Genomic DNA, 20,786 nt, shown 5'->3' with positions numbered 1-20,786 from the left:
TATTAGTCTCTTAGTTTTTTAAAAAGTTCGATATGGCTCAGCAGATAGAATTAAAGAATACCGTAAAAGAGAACCAACTTGGTCAGCGTTTGGATCAGGCGATAGCAGAATTATTTTCTGATTTTTCCCGCTCAAGGCTCAAAGAATGGCTGGTGGAGGGGAAAGTAACATTGAATGGTGTCGTTGTTACTAAGCCAAGAACCAAAGTTCTTGGAGGAGAAGAAATTATTCTGTTGGCCGAGTTAGAAGATGAAGAACGTTGGGAGGCTCAGGATATTCCGCTGGATATCGTTTATGAAGACGACGATATCATTGTGGTCAATAAACCGAGAGATTTTGTTGTTCATCCGGGCGCTGGCACGCCAGATGGTACAGTGCTGAATGCATTACTGTACCATTATCCTGCCATCGCCGAGGTGCCAAGAGCAGGTATTGTTCACCGGCTTGATAAAGATACAACAGGCTTGATGGTTGTAGCGAAGACGGTTCCTGCTCAGACGAAACTGGTTCGGGAGTTGCAGAAACGAAATATTACAAGGGAATATGAAGCGATTGCGACCGGAAGAATGACTGGTGGTGGTATTGTTGATCAACCAATTGGTCGTCATTCTACAAAGAGAACCTTGATGGCAGTTTCTCCGATGGGTAAACCCGCAGTGACTCATTACCGGGTTGCTGAACATTTCAGAGAGCATACCCGCATACGTTTACGTCTAGAAACCGGACGAACTCACCAGATTCGTGTTCATATGTCCTATATCCAGCATCCGTTGCTTGGCGACGTTGCTTATGGCGGGCGGGTCAGAATACCTAAAGGTGCCAGCGATAATCTGACATCTATGCTTCGATCTTTTGACCGACAGGCATTACATGCAGCAATGCTCCGTTTTACACATCCGGTTACCGGAGAATTACTCGAATTTCATGCTCCTATTCCGGATGATATGGTTGAAATGACAGAAGCCCTTCGTGAAGATGCGTTATTGAATCCATTAGATGAGTTTTAGCTATGTTTAAACCAGACTGGAAAATTCCTGCAAATGTTTCAGCAGTTGCCAGTACCCGAGAAGGCGGGTTTTCAGCAGAACCGTATAAAAGTTTGAACCTGGGCAATCATGTTGGAGATAGCCCGGAGCTGGTAGCGAAAAACAGACAATGGTTAGTCGAGCAGAAGGTTTTACCTGCTCAGCCAGTTTGGCTTAATCAGACACACTCAACTAAGATTATCACTGTTTCTGAGTGGACTTCTGAAGTATTAGATGCCGATGGGATTTTTACAACTACCCCCGGTATTGTGTGTTCAGTAATGACAGCAGATTGTTTGCCGGTTTTACTCACGAATACACAAGGAACTGAAGTGGCGGCTGTTCATGCTGGGTGGCGTGGATTGGCTGACGGTATTTTAGAAAATGCAGTACGGTGTTTTACTGAGCCGGGTGATGTTGTTGGCTGGATTGGGCCAGCCATTAGTGACCAGTTTTTTGAAATTGGTAAAGAAGTGGTAAAAAAGTTTGTAGAAATGGATTCCAATTTCATTAATGCTTTCGAACCCAGAGAAGGTTTTCCCGGTAAATGGATGGGAAATCTGGCTATGATTGCTCAGCAGAAATTACTTAAACTTGGGATTTCAGATGTCTCCGCTAGTGGCCTTTGTACATATAAAAATGAAGCTCAGTTTTTTTCTTATCGCCGGGATGGTCAGACTGGCCGTCAGGCTTGTTTTATCTGGATAAATGCCTGAACATTTTTCAATCAAAAAATTCTTATACCCTCTTGAAAAATAGCCATACAGCAACCATTTTGATAACAGTAAAAATTATTATCAGTGATTAGGAAGGTGGTTATGCGTCTTGATCGGTTTACCAGTAAATTTCAGGTTGCAATTTCGGATGCTCAGTCTTTAGCTTTAGGCCGGGATCATCAATACATTGAGCCTGTCCATCTGATGGTCGCCTTAATGGACCAGGATGGAAGTCCAATTCGTCCTCTTTTGACCATGATGAATGTTGACGCGATGCAGTTGCGTTCGAAGTTGGGTGAAGAACTTGATCGTTTACCCAAAGTCACCGGAATTGGTGCCGATGTTCAATTATCGGGGGGATTAGGTTACTTATTTAATCTTTGTGACAAAATTGCTCAGAAACGTCAGGATGCTTATATTTCTTCCGAGATCTTTTTGCTGGCCGCTATTCAGGATAAAGGACCTCTGGGGCATTTATTTAAAGAGATAGGTATCACCGAGCAAAAAGTCTCTGAAGCCATCGAAAAAGTCAGAGGTGGTCAAACAGTAAAAGATCAAAATGCGGAGGATTTAAGACAGGCATTAGAGAAATTTACCGTTGATCTTACCGAAAGAGCCGAACAGGGGAAACTGGATCCTGTGATTGGCCGTGATGATGAAATTCGTCGTACTATTCAGGTTTTGCAGCGCCGTACAAAAAATAACCCTGTGATAATTGGTGAGCCAGGAGTTGGTAAAACAGCAATTGTTGAAGGTTTAGCGCAGCGAATTATCAATAATGAGGTACCGGAAGGCCTTCGCGGACGCCGGGTCCTTTCTCTTGATATGGGCTCGTTAGTTGCGGGAGCTAAATATCGGGGAGAGTTTGAAGAACGGTTGAAATCAGTTTTGAATGAACTCTCTAAAGAAGAAGGCAACGTTATTCTGTTTATTGATGAGCTTCATACTATGGTTGGCGCCGGTAAGGGAGAGGGCTCAATGGATGCCGGAAATATGCTTAAACCGGCTTTGGCTCGTGGAGAACTCCACTGTGTTGGCGCGACGACTCTGGATGAATATCGTCAGTACGTCGAGAAAGATGCGGCTTTGGAGCGACGTTTTCAGAAAGTATTGGTTGATGAGCCCAGTGTTGAGGATACCGTTGCAATCCTACGTGGACTGAAGGAACGGTATGAGTTGCATCACCATGTGGAGATTACGGATCCGGCAATTGTTGCTGCGGCGAGCTTATCCAATCGCTATGTTTCTGACAGACAGTTACCGGATAAAGCGATCGATTTAATTGATGAAGCGGCATCCAGTATTCGTTTGCAGATTGATTCTAAACCGGAAGAACTTGACCGTTTGGATCGTCGTATTATCCAACTGAAAATCGAGCAACAGGCGCTTAGCAATGAAAATGACAGCGCAAGCAGTAAGCGTCTGGAAATTCTTAATGAAGAGTTATCTGAAAAAGAAAAAGAGTATGCTGAGCTGGAGGAAGTATGGAACGCTGAGAAAGCAGCGCTTTCCGGAACTCAACATATTAAAAGTGAGCTTGAGCATGCTCGTATGGATATGGATGTTGCAAGACGGGCTGGTGATCTGAACCGGATGTCAGAATTGCAATATGGCCGTATTCCCGAATTAGAAAAACAACTGGATTTAGCGGCACAGGCTGAAATGCAGGAAATGACGTTACTACGAAACAAAGTGACAGATGCTGAGATTGCTGAGGTTTTATCGAAACAAACCGGTATTCCGGTTTCAAAAATGCTTGAAGCTGAAAAAGAAAAATTATTGAAAATGGAAGATGTACTTCATAAACGGGTTGTTGGACAGTTAGAAGCCGTTGAAGTTGTATCTAATGCCATTCGTCGTAGCCGGGCAGGGTTATCAGATCCTAACCGTCCTATTGGTTCATTTTTATTTCTTGGCCCAACAGGTGTTGGTAAAACTGAACTCTGTAAGACACTGGCTAACTTTATGTTTGACAGCGAAGATGCCATGGTTCGTATTGATATGTCTGAGTTCATGGAGAAACATTCAGTAGCTAGGTTGGTTGGTGCGCCTCCTGGATATGTTGGTTATGAAGAAGGGGGATATCTGACGGAATCGGTACGTCGTAAACCGTATTCGGTTATTTTGCTGGATGAAGTGGAAAAAGCCCATCCGGATGTATTCAATATATTATTGCAGGTACTGGATGATGGACGTCTTACTGATGGTCAGGGCAGAACTGTTGATTTTAGAAATACGGTAGTCATCATGACCTCTAATCTTGGCTCGACTAAAATTCAGGAGCATTTTAAAGAACTTGATTACGAGCAGATGAAAGCTCAGGTAATGGATGTGGTTTCTCATCATTTTAAACCTGAGTTTTTAAACCGGGTTGATGAAAGTGTGGTATTTCATCCATTGGGCAAAGAGCATATTAAGTCAATAGCGTCAATACAGATTGAACGTTTACGCAAACGAATGCAAGAAAGAGACTTTGAATTAAATATTGGAGAAGATGCTCTGGAGTTGATCGCGCAGGTTGGGTTTGACCCGGTTTATGGGGCACGACCATTAAAACGGGCTATTCAGCAGGAGGTTGAAAACCCACTGGCGAAATCCATCTTGTCAGGTGCTTTTGTACCCGGAGTGACAATAAAATTAGAAGCCAAAGACGGAAAAATTCTGGCTACTCAAAATTAGTATTTGTTGGATAAAAAGCTCTGTTAACAGAATTAACGGAGCTTTTTGCATATTAGAGATAATGGTTTTTTGTTAAAAAAGATACGAAATGGATGCTTTTTGAACGCTTGGTAGAAAAGTATAAAAAATTATCCGCTTTGCTATTGCTAAGTTTAATTAACTCCCTATAATGCATTCCCACTGAGTCGCAAAGTGGCTTGGTGAAAAAGCTCTTTAACAATATAAACCTATCAATCTGTGTGGGCACTCGTCGGATAAACATCCAAAAGATTTTATCAATGATACGAGTGACCAAAACGAACAGGATTTCTTTTTAGAATGAATGTTTGGCACAGTCAATTCGACATAACATTACTTTTAATAAAGTAGTGCATGTTATCAGTATTCATTGAGCCGTTTCTCTTTTTTAAGAGAAACACAAAACTTTAATTGAAGAGTTTGATCATGGCTCAGATTGAACGCTGGCGGCAGGCCTAACACATGCAAGTCGGGCGGTAACAGGAGAAAGCTTGCTTTCTTGCTGACGAGCGGCGGACGGGTGAGTAATGCTTAGGAAGTTGCCCGGTAGAGGGGGATAACCATTGGAAACGATGGCTAATACCGCATAATACCTACGGGTCAAAGCAGGGGCTCTTCGGACCTTGCGCTACCGGATACGCCTAAGTGAGATTAGCTGGTTGGTGAGGTAAGAGCTCACCAAGGCGACGATCTCTAGCTGGTCTGAGAGGATGATCAGCCACACTGGAACTGAGACACGGTCCAGACTCCTACGGGAGGCAGCAGTGGGGAATATTGCACAATGGGGGAAACCCTGATGCAGCCATGCCGCGTGTATGAAGAAGGCCTTCGGGTTGTAAAGTACTTTCAGCAGTGAGGAAGGGTGACAGATTAATACTCTGTTATTTTGACGTTAGCTGCAGAAGAAGCACCGGCTAACTCCGTGCCAGCAGCCGCGGTAATACGGAGGGTGCGAGCGTTAATCGGAATTACTGGGCGTAAAGCGCATGTAGGTGGTTGATTAAGTCAGATGTGAAAGCCCGGGGCTTAACCTCGGAATCGCATTTGAAACTGGTTGGCTAGAGTACTGTAGAGGGGGGTAGAATTTCAGGTGTAGCGGTGAAATGCGTAGAGATCTGAAGGAATACCGGTGGCGAAGGCGGCCCCCTGGACAGATACTGACACTGAGATGCGAAAGCGTGGGGAGCAAACAGGATTAGATACCCTGGTAGTCCACGCCGTAAACGATGTCTACTTGGAGGTTGCGGCCTTGAGCTGTGGCTTTCGGAGCTAACGCGTTAAGTAGACCGCCTGGGGAGTACGGTCGCAAGATTAAAACTCAAATGAATTGACGGGGGCCCGCACAAGCGGTGGAGCATGTGGTTTAATTCGATGCAACGCGAAGAACCTTACCTACTCTTGACATCCAGAAAATCCTTTAGAGATAGAGGAGTGCCTTCGGGAATTCTGAGACAGGTGCTGCATGGCTGTCGTCAGCTCGTGTTGTGAAATGTTGGGTTAAGTCCCGCAACGAGCGCAACCCTTATCCTTGTTTGCCAGCACTTCGGGTGGGAACTCCAGGGAGACTGCCGGTGATAAACCGGAGGAAGGTGGGGACGACGTCAAGTCATCATGGCCCTTACGAGTAGGGCTACACACGTGCTACAATGGCGTATACAGAGGGCGGCCAACTTGCGAGAGTGAGCGAATCCCAAAAAGTACGTCGTAGTCCGGATTGGAGTCTGCAACTCGACTCCATGAAGTCGGAATCGCTAGTAATCGTGGATCAGAATGCCACGGTGAATACGTTCCCGGGCCTTGTACACACCGCCCGTCACACCATGGGAGTGGGCTGCAAAAGAAGCAGGTAGTTTAACCTTCGGGAGGACGCTTGCCACTTTGTGGTTCATGACTGGGGTGAAGTCGTAACAAGGTAGCGCTAGGGGAACCTGGCGCTGGATCACCTCCTTACACGATGATGGTTATTGTCGAGTGTTCACACAGATTGAAGGTTTATGTTATTAAGAGACGATACTGGGTCTGTAGCTCAGGTGGTTAGAGCGTTCGCCTGATAAGCGAGAGGTCGGTGGTTCAAGTCCACTCAGACCCACCAATTCACATTGAATTGAAGCGGTATCGACACCTGATGGGGCTATAGCTCAGCTGGGAGAGCGCCTGCCTTGCACGCAGGAGGTCTGCGGTTCGATCCCGCATAGCTCCACCATCTTTAAGTGTTCTTTTCTTTATGAATAGGAAGAGAATGGTTAAACATGGTTCTTTATGAATCACGCTCTTTAACAATTTGGAAAGCTGACAAAGCAGTTTTGTTTTTTAAACAAAACTGTTTGTAAAAGTTCTCAATACTTTCTTGTATAAGAAAGACCAACACAATCAAGTGTTCTTGGAAATTGAGTCCGGCAATATCATAGTCTGCCGCATGTATAAAAATGGCAGACAAATCTTGGTGACAAGACCACATTCCGAAACTTTTTCGGGTTGTATGGTTAAGTGACTAAGCGTACATGGTGGATGCCTTGGCAGTCAGAGGCGATGAAGGACGTACTAACTTGCGATAAGCTCAGATGAGGCAGTAAGAGCCACCTGAATCTGAGATTTCCGAATGGGGAAACCCACTTACAGCAGTAAGTATCATTAAGTGAATACATAGCTTAATGAGGCGAACCGGGAGAACTGAAACATCTAAGTACCCCGAGGAAAAGAAATCAACCGAGATTCCGAAAGTAGCGGCGAGCGAAATCGGAGTAGCCCTTAAGCTGATACAGTGTCAGGTGAAGTGTCTGGAAAGGCACGCGATACAGGGTGACAGCCCCGTAACTGACGGCATTGTATGAGTGAAATCGAGTAAGGCGGGACACGTGATATCCTGTTTGAAAATGGGGGGACCATCCTCCAAGGCTAAATACTCCTGACTGACCGATAGTGAACCAGTACCGTGAGGGAAAGGCGAAAAGAACCCCTGTGAGGGGAGTGAAACAGAACCTGAAACCGTGTACGTACAAGCAGTAGGAGCCTACTAGTTAGGTGACTGCGTACCTTTTGTATAATGGGTCAGCGACTTATATTCAGTGGCAAGGTTAACCGATTAGGGGAGCCGTAGCGAAAGCGAGTGTTAACTGCGCGTTTAGTCTCTGGATATAGACCCGAAACCGAGTGATCTAGCCATGGGCAGGTTGAAGGTTGAGTAACATCAACTGGAGGACCGAACCGACTAATGTTGAAAAATTAGCGGATGACCTGTGGCTAGGGGTGAAAGGCCAATCAAACTCGGAGATAGCTGGTTCTCCCCGAAAGCTATTTAGGTAGCGCCTCGGACGAATACTACTGGGGGTAGAGCACTGTTAAGGCTAGGGGGTCATCCCGACTTACCAACCCTTTGCAAACTCCGAATACCAGTAAGTACTATCCGGGAGACACACGGCGGGTGCTAACGTCCGTCGTGGAGAGGGAAACAACCCAGACCGCCAGCTAAGGTCCCAAATTACAGCTAAGTGGGAAACGATGTGGGAAGGCTCAGACAGCTAGGATGTTGGCTTAGAAGCAGCCATCATTTAAAGAAAGCGTAATAGCTCACTAGTCGAGTCGGCCTGCGCGGAAGATGTAACGGGGCTAAGTTGTAAACCGAAGCTGCGGCAATGCGATTTATCGTATTGGGTAGGGGAGCGTTCTGTAAGCCGCTGAAGGTGTGTGGTAACGCACGCTGGAGGTATCAGAAGTGCGAATGCTGACATGAGTAACGATAATGGGGGTGAAAAACCTCCACGCCGGAAGACCAAGGGTTCCTGTCCAACGTTAATCGGGGCAGGGTAAGTCGACCCCTAAGGCGAGGCTGAAAAGCGTAGTCGATGGGAAACGGGTTAATATTCCCGTACTTCTTACTGTTGCGATGGGGGGACGGAGAAGGCTAGATGAGCCTGGCGATGGTTGTCCAGGTTCAAGTGCGTAGGCTTAAGAGTCAGGTAAATCCGGCTCTTTTTAAGGCTGAGACACGATGTCGAGCCACTAAGGTGGTGAAGTCATTGATGCCATGCTTCCAGGAAAAGCCTCTAAGCTTCAGACAGTAAGGAATCGTACCCCAAACCGACACAGGTGGTCGGGTAGAGAATACCAAGGCGCTTGAGAGAACTCGGGTGAAGGAACTAGGCAAAATGGTACCGTAACTTCGGGAGAAGGTACGCTCCTGATGGTGAAGTCCCTTGCGGATGGAGCTGACGGGAGTCGCAGATACCAGGTGGCTGCAACTGTTTATTAAAAACACAGCACTGTGCAAAATCGTAAGATGACGTATACGGTGTGACGCCTGCCCGGTGCCGGAAGGTTAATTGATGCTGTTAGACTTTGGTCGAAGCGGTTGATCGAAGCCCCGGTAAACGGCGGCCGTAACTATAACGGTCCTAAGGTAGCGAAATTCCTTGTCGGGTAAGTTCCGACCTGCACGAATGGCGTAATGATGGCCACGCTGTCTCCACCCGAGACTCAGTGAAATTGAAATCGCTGTGAAGATGCAGTGTACCCGCGGCTAGACGGAAAGACCCCGTGAACCTTTACTACAGCTTGGCACTGAACATTGAGCCTACATGTGTAGGATAGGTGGGAGGCTATGAAACACAGTCGCCAGATTGTGTGGAGCCATCCTTGAAATACCACCCTTGTATGTTTGATGTTCTAACTTGGTCCCCTAATCGGGGATGAGGACAGTGCCTGGTGGGTAGTTTGACTGGGGCGGTCTCCTCCCAAAGAGTAACGGAGGAGCACGAAGGTGGGCTAATCACGGTTGGACATCGTGAGGTTAGTGTAATGGCATAAGCCCGCTTGACTGCGAGAGTGACGGCTCGAGCAGGTGCGAAAGCAGGTCATAGTGATCCGGTGGCTCTGAATGGAAGGGCCATCGCTCAACGGATAAAAGGTACTCCGGGGATAACAGGCTGATACCGCCCAAGAGTTCATATCGACGGCGGTGTTTGGCACCTCGATGTCGGCTCATCACATCCTGGGGCTGAAGTCGGTCCCAAGGGTATGGCTGTTCGCCATTTAAAGTGGTACGCGAGCTGGGTTTAGAACGTCGTGAGACAGTTCGGTCCCTATCTGCCGTGGGCGTTGGAAGATTGAAGGGGGCTGCTCCTAGTACGAGAGGACCGGAGTGGACGAACCTCTGGTGTTCGGGTTGTGATGCCAATCGCATTGCCCGGTAGCTAAGTTCGGAATCGATAACCGCTGAAAGCATCTAAGCGGGAAGCGAGCCCTGAGATGAGTCTTCCCTGGCGCTTTAAGCGTCCTGAAGGGTTGTTCGAGACCAGAACGTTGATAGGCAGGGTGTGTAAGCGTTGTGAGGCGTTGAGCTAACCTGTACTAATTGCCCGTGAGGCTTAACCATACAACACCGAAAAGGTTTTGGCGGACTCAAGAGAGAATCTTGGTTGTGGATTGAGAATAAGACAGCTTTCCGAATTAACGAATTTGCCTGGCGGCCATAGCGATTTGGACCCACCTGACTCCATGCCGAACTCAGAAGTGAAACGAATTAGCGCCGATGGTAGTGTGGGGTTTCCCCATGTGAGAGTAGGACATCGCCAGGCTTTTATTTTCTGTTATCAGAGATTCTGATGACACAGATTAGCACTTTAGCTAGCCAATGCGGAGCGGTAGTTCAGTTGGTTAGAATACCGGCCTGTCACGCCGGGGGTCGCGGGTTCGAGTCCCGTCCGCTCCGCCATTTTAAAATTTGATTTCTAGGGGTGTAGCTCCAATTGGCAGAGCAGCGGATTCCAAATCCGCGTGTTGGGAGTTCGAATCTCTCCACCCCTGCCATATTACAAAACCTCAGCGAAAGCTGAGGTTTTTTTGTATAAAAATATATTAAGTCCTATTTCAATCCTTTCTGTTTGCCGATATTTTAGATAGCAGACTCACTAACTTTAGTTCACCGATTCATTCATAGGAGAGACTGGATGACAGCCGTTATTGATACAATAATGAAGCATCGTTCTATTCGTAAGTTTAAAGAAGATTCGATCCCAGCGAGTGATTTGGAAAAGATCATTCAGGCAGGGATATCGGCGTCCTCTTCCAGCTTACTTCAGGTTGTTTCTGTTATTTGGGTTACGGATAAAGAAAAACGTCTCAAACTGGCTGACTACGCGGGTGGTCAACCTTATGTTGCCTCTGCAGCTGAGTTTTTGGTGTTTTGCATCGATTATCATCGCCATTTTGAATTGAATCCTAAGATTCACAGTGATTACATGGAGTTGACGTTAATTGGAGCAGTGGATGCCGGAATAATGGCTCAAAACTGTTTATTAGCAGCGGAATCCATGGGATTAGGCGGTGTGTACATTGGTGGTTTACGTAACCAGATAGAGAAAGTGGATGAACTACTGGAGCTTCCCAAGCATTGTGCTGTTTTATTTGGTATGTGTCTGGGATACCCTGATCAGGACCCTCAGCTAAAACCCAGGCTGCCTCAGAGGGTTATTTTTCATGAAAACGCTTATCAGCCTTTAGATAAAGAGGCTGTTAGCCAGTATGATGAAACGATACGAGGGTATTATCAAACCCGGACTGAAAATTCAAAAATATCGGGGTGGTCGGAAGAAGCGACGGCAAAGCTTGAGAAGGAATCAAGGCCGTATATTTTAAACTATCTGAATAGCAAAGAATTGGCGAAAAGGTAAAGGAACATGAGCCCGATGTAACTATCGGGCTTATGTTTTTAAAGAGAACTAAGCCAGCCCCTGGATGATGACAAACTTTTCTAACAGTTCTTCTTCTGTTTCTGTATGCTCAGGATCGATAATGATGCAGTTTGAAATCGGGCAAACAGACTGACAGGTTGGCTGATCATAGTGACCTTTGCATTCTGTACATAACGCAGGATCAATTTCATAAATACTGTCGCCAAAAGAGATAGCGTTATTGGGACACTCTGGCTCACACATATCACAATTTGTGCATTTACCGGTAATAAGTAATGCCATATTACTTGCCTGTCGGGTTACGCGTGTTTTGTCCGGATTGTAAATTACGCATTAGTAAAGCGTAGTCCAGATTCAGATCCTGAGGAACTGGAATGAAGACAAAATGGCCGTTACCTTTTGCATCATCAACTGGTTGTGATTTGCGGTTTTCCATTGCCTCAAGCGTAAACAGGATATTACCGTCAGGGGTCATTAATTCTAAACTGTCACCAAGACAGAATTTGTTTTTTACTTCGACCTCAGCTAAATCACCTCGACGTTTCCCCGTAAATTCTCCGACAAATTGTTGAGAATCTGAAATGGAGTAACCGTAATCATAGTTTTGATAAGCATCGTGGGTATGACGGCGTAAAAAACCTTCTGTGTAGCCTCTGTGAGCTAAACTTTCCAATGTCGTCATCAGGCCTTCATCAAACGGTTTACCAGCAACAGCATCATCGATCGCTTTACGATATACCTGAGCTGTCCTTGCGCAGTAATAAAATGATTTGGTTCTTCCCTCGATTTTCAGAGAGTTGATGCCCATTTTTGTCAGGCGGTCCACATGTTGAATTGCACGAAGATCTTTTGAGTTCATGATGTAAGTACCATGCTCATCTTCAAATGCGGCCATTTTCTCTTCCGGGCGGTGACTTTCAGACAGCAGAACAACTTCGTCAGAAGGTTTACCCAAACCAATGGTGTTGTCCGGACGTTCTTGCTGAACATCAATTTTTTGAGCTTCATTAGGAGTGAACTGCTCGACGATCTGACCCGCGTCATCTTCCTTCCCTTGTTCAACTTTGTACTCCCAACGGCAGGCATTGGTACAGGTTCCCTGATTTGGATCTCGTTTATTAATGTAACCGGAAAGCAGGCAACGGCCCGAATAAGCCATACACAAAGCACCGTGAACGAATACTTCAATTTCGATCTTAGGGCATTGTTGGCGAATTTCTTCTATCTCCTCCAGAGATAACTCTCGAGAAACAATAACTCGAGTAATTCCCTGAGATTCCCAAAATTTTACTGAAGCCCAGTTAACCGCATTTGCCTGAACAGACAAATGAATGTCCATATCTGGAAAAGACTCACGAACCATCATAATTAAGCCAGGATCTGACATAATTAATGCGTCTGGATTCATATCTACAACAGGTTTTAAATCACGAATAAACGTTTTTAGTTTCGAGTTGTGTGGCTGAATATTACATACCACATAGAAGCGTTTTCCCTGAGCATGGGCTTCATCGATACCTATTTTCAGGTTTTCATGATTAAATTCGTTGTTGCGGACACGCAGGCTATAGCGAGGCTGTCCTGCGTATACAGCATCTGCACCATAGGCAAACGCATAGCGCATATTTTTAAGGCTTCCGGCTGGAGATAATAGCTCCGGAATAAATGTTTTTTCTGTCGTCATTGCTCTTTCCAAAATCTGATTACAAGTCAGGTCAGCACCACCTGATGGTACTGAGAGGGCGCAAATTTTACGTTAATTAATACTTAATGGCTAGGGGCTGTTGCGGTTTATTCCATGAAGGTAGAAAAGAGAGGGGCCTGATTCGACTTCCTCTCTCGCTAATCGAACTATTACTGGTCTGGGAAGCCGCCTAATGCATTGTATAAGTTTGGTAGTAGCAAGCCGAGTTCACCACATAAAAGTGAAAAATCGGCATCAAATCTGGCGGCCTGATCTTCTCTGGGAATATCATCATTTTGATCTTTCAGGTCATCACTGTATGTCAGGCGTTTCAGTGTTGCGTCTTCTGAGAGAACAAATGATATTCGGTCCTCCCAGTTTAGAGCTAATTTTGTGACAACTTTATTTGATTCAATATGTTTTAGAATTTCATCACTGGTTAAATCCTGATTTTTACAGCGGATAGTGGCGCCGTCATCAAGAAGTGATTTCAGCTCAGCCTCTGCCAGAATATCAAAGCCTGCTGGTGTGGTTTGATCCTGAATCCAGTTTGTGAGTGTCGTTTCTACAGCTTTTTCAGGAATTGCCGGGACAACAGGCAGGCTTCCCATGGACTTTCTTAATAGTGCAATGACATCCTCTGCTTTTTTATAGCTGCTTGCATCTACGACAATCATGTGGTGAGCCGGCATGATGAGTACGTAAGACAACTGGCTTTTAGAAAATGCCCGGGGCAGGAGATCAATAATAATATCTTCTTTAATTGTATCTTTTTCTTTTTTCTTTAGAGGGCGACCTTCTTCAGCTTCAAGTTTGTCAACTTTGTCACTTAATGATTCTTTTATGACAGAAGCCGGGAGCATTTTCTCTTCTTTTTTGGCGCAGAGAAGTATATTTCCATCCGCGACATGAGTCATCATATCGCCGGCTTTTCCCATGGCGTGAACCCAACCGAACTTTTGTCTATCCTGGCTGCCGCAAGGAGTAAAATGAAATTCAGAAAGCTGTTTTTCTAGTTGATTTTCATCGAATTTTATCTCTTTATTTACCCGATAAACGATAGCATTTTTAAACCACATAATAGTCTCTTAAGTTCCTTTGTTGGGGCGATATATTAAGCTAATAATGCGAGAAAGTCTTATCGCATTTTTTGAATATAACAATGAATTTGCTGCTAAAATTATATGAAAATTTGTTTTCAAGGGTCACAAAAGTGTCATAATTATCTTTAATAATGCATTGCGTTGATAGAAAAATTGTTGATAAAGAAACGATAGGTGAGAGTTTTATGTCTAGAAGAATTCTGGTAGTCGAGGATGAAGCACCAATTCGAGAGATGCTATGTTTTGTTCTCGAACAGAAGGGTTATCAGGCAGTAGAAGCTGAAGATTATGATACCGCAATCAATCGGTTATCTGAGCCCTATCCAGATCTTGTTTTGTTAGACTGGATGCTTCCTGGTGGCAGCGGCATTAATTTCATTAAACATATGAAACGGGAAGAGTTAACCCGAAATATTCCTGTCGTTATGTTAACGGCACGTGGCGAAGAAGAAGATAAAGTCAGAGGGCTGGAAGTCGGTGCGGACGATTATATTACCAAGCCATTTTCACCTAAGGAACTGGTTGCTCGTTTAAAAGCGGTTATTCGTCGTGTTACGCCAACATCTGTTGAAGATGTGATTGATGTTCAGGGACTTAAGTTAGATCCTGTCTCTCATCGGGTTACTGCACATGAACAGGCTTTGGACATGGGGCCAACAGAATTTAAGTTACTGCACTTCTTTATGACACATCAGGAGCGCGTGTACAGCCGTGAACAGTTGCTCAACAATGTATGGGGAACCAATGTTTATGTTGAAGACCGCACAGTGGATGTTCATATTCGTCGCTTGCGTAAGTGCCTGGAAGATGCCGGTCACGACAAATTGATTCAGACGGTTCGTGGCGCCGGTTATCGTTTTTCAACCAAATCGTAATATCTATAAGTAAAGGATAATAATGGTTGAACGTCTTACCTGGAAAAGGCTGGCATGGGAGCTGGCTTTTTTTTACCTTCCATGGGTTATTATTGGATGGGTATTCGGTTATATGCCGTGGTTGCTGTTTGCCGCAACTGCGATTCAGCTTATCTGGCATTTGAACAATCAAATTCGTCTGTCTGTCTGGTTGTGGGATGATAAAAGGCTGACACCGCCTTCTGGTTCAGGCAATTGGGAATCCCTTTTTAATGGTATCTATCGCCTTCACCAAAGACACAGGCGTAAGCGTAAAGAGTTGACTAACTTAATCAGACGATTCAGAAATGGTGCTGAATCATTACCTGATGCTGTGGTTGTTTTCAGGGATGAGGGGAATATTGTCTGGTGTAACAAACTTGCCCAACATCTGCTAGGTTTTCGCTGGCCTGATGATGAAGGTCAGCCTATTTCGAATTTACTTCGTGCACCGGATTTTATTAAGTATCTGAATAAAGGGGATTTTGAATCACCTTTAGACATTCGTTCGCCTATTAATACAGATAAGATTCTGGAACTTCGTATTGTACCTTATACCGAAGGCGAGCATCTGCTGGTTGTCCGTGATGTAACTCAGTTGAAACAGCTGGAAGGGATGCGGCGAAATTTCTTTGCCAATGTGTCTCATGAACTGAGGACTCCAATGACGGTCCTTCAGGGGTATCTGGAAATGACAGAAGATCCGGATATGTTGGTAGGGCCGATGTGGTCAAAAGCACATGGTGTGATGACTCAGCAGCTAAACCGTATGAACAGTCTGGTCAATCAGTTACTAACGTTGTCTAAAATAGAAGCGGCCGCAACTCATGAGCTTGAAGATGTGGTTGATGTCCCGGCAATGCTTGATATCCTGGAAAAAGAAGCAAAAAGTTTGAGTGGCGATCAGGCTCATGAGTTTTATTTTGATGTCGATAATTCTCTGAAAGTATTTGGTGATGAAGATCAATTAAGAAGTGCTATTTCGAATCTGGTCTACAATGCTGTGAAATATACTCCCCCCGGCTCTGAAATCAAGATTCGTTGGTTCAAGACGGAACAGGGGGCCAGTCTGGAAGTTGAAGATTCAGGTGATGGTATTGAGCCACAACACTTGCATCGTTTAACAGAACGTTTTTATCGGGTAGATAAAGCAAGATCCCGGGATACCGGGGGTAGTGGTTTGGGACTGGCCATCGTGAAACACGCGTTGTCTCATCATGATACTCAACTGGAAATTCAAAGTGAGGTTGGGGTTGGCAGTAAGTTTTCTTTTGTATTGCCTGATAGGTTAGTTGTGAATCAATGAAACCGTTAAAGACGATTATTTCCCTGCTTATTTTATTAAGTATTTCTTCTCATGCTTTTTCTTATGAGTTGAAGAATTATGCAAAGCATTCTGGTATTACCGGCTCTTTGTTGACCGTAGGTTCTGACACTTTAGCCGGTATTACGACCCTCTGGGTTGAAGCTTTTAAAACCTATTACCCTAATGTTGATGCTCAGGTTCAGGCTTCTGGTTCATCTACTGCACCCCCTTCACTAACGGAAGGAACTGCCCAGTTTGGCCCGATGAGTCGGCCAATGCGTAACCGGGAAATAGAGGCATTTAAAAATGTTTACGGTTATAAACCGACGCAATTGCGGGTAGCAATTGATGCTATTGGGATTTTCGTCCAGAGAGATAACCCCATCAAAGGGCTTAATTTTAAACAAATTGATGCGATATTTTCGTCAACAATGTTATGTGGGGCTAAGCATCGTATAACGACCTGGAAACAGCTTGGTATCCCCTACAAATGGGCAAGACGATCCATCCAGCTATTCAGTCGTAACTCGGTATCTGGTACTTATGGGTACTTCAAAAAGACAGCTTTGTGCGGTGGCGATTTTGCGATGAATGTAAATGAACAGCCTGGCTCAGCTTCGGTTGTTCAGTCGGTTGCTTCTTCCATTAATACGATCGGTTACTCAGGAATGGGCTACATGGTGTCAGGAGTAAGATTGGTTCCTATCGCAAAAGAAGGCCATACCTATATTTCCCCGACTGACAATAATATTGTTACCGGAAAATATCCGCTTTCACGTTATCTCTACGTCTATGTTAATAAAAAACCGAATAAACCTTTGACGCCTCTGGAACGGGAATTTATTCAGTTTATTTACTCTAAACAGGGCCAGCAACTGGTGGCAAAAGATGGTTACATTCCAGTTTCTCCAGAAGTGGCCGGGAAAGAGTTAGCAAAAGTAGGGATCACTCATTATTAACGGTTAAAGGCTGGTGGGTAATGTTCAGTGTCCAGCCAACGTTTTTCCAATGATTCTGCTCATTCTGAAGATCTGCATCAAGAAGACGGTTATCAGTCAGCCAGTGATTATCCTCACAAAAGATTGACCACTCATCATCGCTGGATACTTCAATGAAAACCTGTGGCAGTGGCATATCATTCCGTTGCCCGTTCAGGACAACAGCAAGGCGTAATATACGAATTAGCTGAGTAATGTGTTTTTTCTTAAACAGGTTGAACTCGGGCATTTCACCCAGTTTAAGCGCTTTACGATGAAAGCGGGCCAATGTAGAGATAACGAGTTGTTGTTCACTGTTAAATCCAGGCATATTCGTATTCAGAAGAATATAAGCGGAGTGCTTGTGATATCCCTGAAGGCTCATACTCAGTCCGACTTCGTGAAGCAGTGCTGCCCATTTCAGTAGCGAGAACAGTTCGTTTTTCATTCTCTTTGGCAGATTTATCTGAGGAGAAATGTGTTTAAAGAAATGACTTGCCATGTTTTTAACATTATGAGCATGAGACAAATCAACGTAATGTTTGCTGGCTAAACTTTCTGTTGTACGAATACGGATGTCTTCGTATTTGAAAGCGTCTTCGACTTCATACAGTAGTCCCTCACGAAGGGCGCCGTCAGAAAAAGACATTTTTTTGATTTTTAGTGAGTTAAAAATCGCATTCATGATCGCAAGACCGGCGATGAAAACGGGTTTTCGATCATCAGAGAGTCCTTTTAACTCAAATTCATCGATGGTGCTGAAGTGTAATACTTTTTCGATAAGATCACTTAAACGTTCCGGAGTGATGATGCCATCATCATAACCAATGCCTATGATGGCTTCTTTTATGGCTTTAGTGGTACCTGATGAGCCAAATGCAGTATTCCATCCAAGGCGGCGGTAAAGTGCGGCTAAGGCTTCTAATTTTTGCTCTGCTGCCAGTGTCGCTTTGTGGAACGCTTTTTCGGTAAGCTTTCCTTTAGAGAAAAAACGCTCGGTATAACTTACGCAGCCCATTTGCAAGCTATTGACTAACTGGGGCTCAAAACCTTGTCCGATGATCATTTCGGTACTTCCGCCACCAATATCCACAACCAGCATACCATCTGACTGAGGTTGGGTATGGGCAACACCCAGATAGATCAAGCGGGCTTCTTCAACACCAGGGATCACTTCAATCCGGTAAGGAATAACCTCTTTGGCTTTGCTTAAGAAAACGTGACGATTGCGAGCCTGTCTCAGTGTATGAGTCGCCGCAATCCGGACGTCGTCTTCGTTGAATCCCTGAAGCCTTTCTGCAAACATAGCCAGACAATCAAGCCCTCTTTGTATTGCGTCATCATCGAGGGTTTTATCTTCTTTGAGACCAGAAGCAAGATGAACTCTCTGTTTATGTTTACTAATGAGTTGTAAGTCATTATTGACTATTTTTGCTACGACCATATGAAAGCTATTGGAACCTAAATCGATGGCCGCGATGTAGCGGGAGTTATCTATATCATTACTCATATTGTGTCTGTTTTTGATCTTTCTGTCTGCGCGTTTTTTTCTCCATTGATTTTATGTAATCATAAATGGCAACCTGAGAGCGGATTTTTTTCTTATTCCCGCGACTAACATAACTGTTGCTCATTTCTTTGTCGATCCAGCGCGCTTTCACAGTGTCAGTAAAGTGTATATTTAGTATGTCTATAATACGCTGTTTTAAACGTTCGTCACGTACCGGGGCTGCAACTTCAATACGATAATCAATATTACGGGTCATCCAGTCTGCAGATGAGATATAAACTTCTGGCTTGCCGTTGTTATGCGCAATAAATACTCTCGGGTGTTCAAGGAAACGATCAACAATGCTGATGATTTTGATATTTTCACTGACATCTTTGACTCCGGGAACCAGAGAACACATCCCCCGGATGATCATTTTGATTTCAACCCCTGCATTGCTGGCTTCATATAGTTTACTGATAAGTCCTTTATCGACCAGGTTATTGATTTTTACCGTTAATGCCGCTGTTTTGCCGTTGTTAGCATTTTTAATTTCACGTTCAATCAATGTATACAGTTTGTTCCGGGAATTGTGAGGAGAAACAATCAGATGATTAAACTGATAGGTCCGGTATGGGTTCTGAATGTAGTTAAATACGTTCCGTACTTCGTTGGTAATTTCCTGCTCCGCCGTTAAAAGAGCAAAGTCCGTATATATTCTTGCCGTTTTTTCGTGAAAGTTACCTGTACCGATATGAGCATAGCGTTTGATTTCACCATTTTCTCTGCGGCTTACCAGTAAAAGTTTGGCATGAATTTTCAACCCTGGAGCTCCGAAGACAACATGAACACCGGCATCGGTCAGAATTTTAGACCACTCGATATTGGCTTCTTCATCAAACCGGGCCTGCAGTTCGACAACTACAGTGACTGATTTCCCGTTTTGAACTGCATGAATTAAGGTGTGCATCAGAAGAGAATCTTTTGCTACCCGGTAAATATTGATTTTTATACTCAGTACCTTGGGATCAAAGGATGCCTGTCTGACGAACTCTGTAATGTGGTCAAAAGTATGGTAAGGATAATAAAGAAGGATATCCTGAGCTTTAATCGCATCAAATTTATTGGCAAATCCTTCAAAGTCCGCACATTTCATTGGAGGTAGCGGGCGGTTTTCCAGATATTCTCTTCCGACATTCGGGAAAGAAATAAAGTCTTTAAAATTATGGTAACGCCCGCCCGGAACCAGGCTGTCATAATTCGATATTTCCAGTTTATTGCATAAAAACTGCAACATTTCATCCGGCATCTCTTTATCATAAATGAAGCGAACCGGCATTGCGGTTAAACGTTGACTTAGCCCTTCCGACATCTGTTCGACCAGACTGTATTCGACTTCGTTGCTTAAATCGTATTCGGCATCTCTGGTCATTTTGATTACATAGCCGTTAAGCTCATCATAATCAAAGAAGCCCTGAAAGATATTATTCAGGCAGTAACGAATGATGTTATCGAGCAGAATAATGGTTTTCCGTCGCTTTCCTTTTTGTTCAGGAACCATGATGAACCGGGGTAACTGGTCAGTTGGTATTTCGATTAACGCATACTGAGACTGATTGTTTTTTCTCAGATCGACGGCAATGTAGGCATATTCATCTTTTAGGTGTTGCAGAATATCAGCCCCTTCACTAATTAGCCACGGAGTGATATGCGGCAGAACTTTGTCTGAAAAATAATTTGTGATCCATTTTTGCTGAAATTCATCAAGCTGGGTTTCGTTGACCAGAAATATTCGCCGGCGGGCCATTTCTTTGATAAGGTCGTTATAAAGTGTTTCAAAATCTTCATTTAATTTCAGTGCTTTAGACTGCATTTTTGAGAGCAGGTGTTTTGCGCTGTTATTGCCGGTTTGTTCGATATCAATCAGGATGCGACGTTTAACATCGGCAAAGCGAACTTTATAAAATTCGTCTAAATTATTAGAGAAGATACCGAGAAAGCGGACTCTTTCAATAAGAGGGACATTTTTGTCAGCTGCTTCCTGAAGCACACGTTCGTTAAACGATAGCCAGCTTAATTCTTTTTCAATATACAATTTTTCCGAACTCATTACCGGTTCCCTGATAAAATCGATGGTTTTCATAGACAAAAAATGAGTAATGTAAGAAGGATGATATCGGATAATATTACTCAAATTAGTTTAGACA

The 20,786-nt window shown here is 44.3% G+C and carries 12 protein-coding genes, 4 tRNA genes and 3 rRNA genes; 14 read left to right on the top strand and 5 right to left on the bottom strand.

Going from position 1 to position 20,786, the window contains the following annotated elements; translation table 11 throughout:
• Positions 1 to 32: 32 nt before the first annotated feature.
• From rluD to nfsA, 11 genes are all read left to right on the top strand, one after another.
• Positions 33 to 1,007, top strand: coding sequence for a 23S rRNA pseudouridine(1911/1915/1917) synthase RluD (gene rluD, locus LRQ06_RS04360; protein ID WP_232765207.1), 975 nt, complete (start codon positions 33 to 35; stop codon positions 1,005 to 1,007).
• 2 nt (positions 1,008 to 1,009) lie between these two features.
• Positions 1,010 to 1,741 (top strand): peptidoglycan editing factor PgeF, encoded by a 732-nt coding sequence (gene pgeF, locus LRQ06_RS04355; RefSeq protein WP_232765206.1) that lies wholly within the window; start codon positions 1,010 to 1,012, stop codon positions 1,739 to 1,741.
• A gap of 102 nt (positions 1,742 to 1,843) precedes the next feature.
• Positions 1,844 to 4,420 carry an ATP-dependent chaperone ClpB gene (gene clpB, locus LRQ06_RS04350; RefSeq protein ID WP_232765205.1) on the top strand — a complete coding sequence of 859 codons (2,577 nt, stop codon included), beginning with the start codon at positions 1,844 to 1,846 and terminating at the stop codon, positions 4,418 to 4,420.
• A gap of 426 nt (positions 4,421 to 4,846) precedes the next feature.
• Positions 4,847 to 6,388, top strand: a 16S ribosomal RNA gene (locus tag LRQ06_RS04345).
• A gap of 65 nt (positions 6,389 to 6,453) precedes the next feature.
• Positions 6,454 to 6,530 (top strand) — tRNA-Ile (locus LRQ06_RS04340).
• Positions 6,531 to 6,565: 35 nt separating this feature from the next.
• Positions 6,566 to 6,641 (top strand) — tRNA-Ala (locus LRQ06_RS04335).
• Between the two features lie 278 nt (positions 6,642 to 6,919).
• Positions 6,920 to 9,809, top strand: a 23S ribosomal RNA gene (locus LRQ06_RS04330).
• An 86-nt stretch (positions 9,810 to 9,895) separates the two neighbouring features.
• Positions 9,896 to 10,011, top strand: a 5S ribosomal RNA gene (rrf, locus tag LRQ06_RS04325).
• The 16S, 23S and 5S rRNA genes sit together here with 4 tRNA genes alongside, the layout of an rRNA operon.
• Before the next feature lie 60 nt (positions 10,012 to 10,071).
• Positions 10,072 to 10,148: transfer RNA gene (locus LRQ06_RS04320), tRNA-Asp, on the top strand.
• An 18-nt stretch (positions 10,149 to 10,166) separates the two neighbouring features.
• Positions 10,167 to 10,243, top strand: a tRNA-Trp gene (locus LRQ06_RS04315).
• 140 nt (positions 10,244 to 10,383) lie between these two features.
• Positions 10,384 to 11,106, top strand: coding sequence for an oxygen-insensitive NADPH nitroreductase (gene nfsA / locus LRQ06_RS04310; RefSeq protein ID WP_232765204.1), 723 nt, complete (start codon positions 10,384 to 10,386; stop codon positions 11,104 to 11,106).
• A 48-nt stretch (positions 11,107 to 11,154) separates the two neighbouring features.
• Here nfsA and LRQ06_RS04305 read toward each other — a convergent pair whose 3' ends face one another.
• The 3 genes from LRQ06_RS04305 to rdgC form a co-directional block, all read right to left on the bottom strand.
• The gene (locus tag LRQ06_RS04305; protein WP_232765203.1) at positions 11,155 to 11,409 is read right to left on the bottom strand and encodes a YfhL family 4Fe-4S dicluster ferredoxin; all 255 of its coding nucleotides are present in this window, start codon (positions 11,407 to 11,409) and stop codon (positions 11,155 to 11,157) included.
• Position 11,410: 1 nt separating this feature from the next.
• Positions 11,411 to 12,811 (bottom strand): prephenate-dependent tRNA uridine(34) hydroxylase TrhP, encoded by a 1,401-nt coding sequence (trhP, locus tag LRQ06_RS04300; protein WP_232765202.1) that lies wholly within the window; start codon positions 12,809 to 12,811, stop codon positions 11,411 to 11,413.
• Between the two features lie 170 nt (positions 12,812 to 12,981).
• On the bottom strand, positions 12,982 to 13,890 hold the full coding sequence (rdgC, locus tag LRQ06_RS04295; protein ID WP_232765201.1) for a recombination-associated protein RdgC: 909 nt from the start codon (positions 13,888 to 13,890) through the stop codon (positions 12,982 to 12,984).
• A 209-nt stretch (positions 13,891 to 14,099) separates the two neighbouring features.
• Between rdgC and phoB the strand changes: the two genes are divergently transcribed.
• The 3 genes from phoB to LRQ06_RS04280 are packed head-to-tail and all read left to right on the top strand — an operon-like array spanning position 14,100 to position 17,072.
• Positions 14,100 to 14,789 carry a phosphate regulon transcriptional regulator PhoB gene (gene phoB, locus LRQ06_RS04290; RefSeq protein ID WP_232765200.1) on the top strand — a complete coding sequence of 230 codons (690 nt, stop codon included), beginning with the start codon at positions 14,100 to 14,102 and terminating at the stop codon, positions 14,787 to 14,789.
• A 22-nt stretch (positions 14,790 to 14,811) separates the two neighbouring features.
• Positions 14,812 to 16,113, top strand: coding sequence for a phosphate regulon sensor histidine kinase PhoR (gene phoR, locus LRQ06_RS04285; protein WP_232765199.1), 1,302 nt, complete (start codon positions 14,812 to 14,814; stop codon positions 16,111 to 16,113).
• Complete coding sequence (locus tag LRQ06_RS04280; protein WP_232765198.1) at positions 16,110 to 17,072, top strand: PstS family phosphate ABC transporter substrate-binding protein; 963 nt, start codon at positions 16,110 to 16,112, stop codon at positions 17,070 to 17,072. The genes phoR and LRQ06_RS04280 overlap by 4 nt, the downstream gene beginning before the upstream one ends.
• Here the strand turns inward: LRQ06_RS04280 and ppx are convergent.
• Both ppx and ppk1 read right to left on the bottom strand, forming a co-directional pair.
• A complete protein-coding gene (gene ppx, locus LRQ06_RS04275; protein ID WP_232765197.1) occupies positions 17,059 to 18,600 on the bottom strand; it encodes an exopolyphosphatase in 1,542 nt (513 codons plus the stop codon). The two genes, LRQ06_RS04280 and ppx, sit on opposite strands and share 14 nt — an antisense overlap.
• Positions 18,593 to 20,689, bottom strand: a complete 2,097-nt coding sequence (gene ppk1, locus LRQ06_RS04270) for a polyphosphate kinase 1 (RefSeq protein ID WP_232765196.1) — start codon at positions 20,687 to 20,689, stop codon at positions 18,593 to 18,595. Before ppk1 ends, ppx begins: the two co-directional genes overlap by 8 nt.
• Positions 20,690 to 20,786: the final 97 nt, after the last annotated feature.

The organism is Vibrio salinus, assembly GCF_021272385.1.
GTDB classification, from domain to species: Bacteria; Pseudomonadota; Gammaproteobacteria; order Enterobacterales; family Vibrionaceae; genus Vibrio; species Vibrio salinus.
Note: the sequence above shows the minus strand (reverse complement) of the source record. Positions and strands in the feature narration are given on the sequence as shown.

Bases quoted from the DNA above. Each gene is read 5' to 3' on its own strand.
- ppx (WP_232765197.1), bottom strand. From the start codon at position 18,600: ATGAGTAATGATATAGATAACTCCCGCTACATCGCGGCCATCGATTTA.
- trhP (WP_232765202.1), bottom strand. From the start codon at position 12,811: ATGACGACAGAAAAAACATTTATTCCGGAGCTATTATCTCCAGCCGGA.
- pgeF (WP_232765206.1), top strand. From the start codon at position 1,010: ATGTTTAAACCAGACTGGAAAATTCCTGCAAATGTTTCAGCAGTTGCC.
- LRQ06_RS04305 (WP_232765203.1), bottom strand. From the start codon at position 11,409: ATGGCATTACTTATTACCGGTAAATGCACAAATTGTGATATGTGTGAG.
- rluD (WP_232765207.1), top strand. From the start codon at position 33: ATGGCTCAGCAGATAGAATTAAAGAATACCGTAAAAGAGAACCAACTT.
- LRQ06_RS04280 (WP_232765198.1), top strand. From the start codon at position 16,110: ATGAAACCGTTAAAGACGATTATTTCCCTGCTTATTTTATTAAGTATT.
- ppk1 (WP_232765196.1), bottom strand. From the start codon at position 20,689: ATGAGTTCGGAAAAATTGTATATTGAAAAAGAATTAAGCTGGCTATCG.
- phoR (WP_232765199.1), top strand. From the start codon at position 14,812: ATGGTTGAACGTCTTACCTGGAAAAGGCTGGCATGGGAGCTGGCTTTT.
- phoB (WP_232765200.1), top strand. From the start codon at position 14,100: ATGTCTAGAAGAATTCTGGTAGTCGAGGATGAAGCACCAATTCGAGAG.
- clpB (WP_232765205.1), top strand. From the start codon at position 1,844: ATGCGTCTTGATCGGTTTACCAGTAAATTTCAGGTTGCAATTTCGGAT.
- nfsA (WP_232765204.1), top strand. From the start codon at position 10,384: ATGACAGCCGTTATTGATACAATAATGAAGCATCGTTCTATTCGTAAG.
- rdgC (WP_232765201.1), bottom strand. From the start codon at position 13,890: ATGTGGTTTAAAAATGCTATCGTTTATCGGGTAAATAAAGAGATAAAA.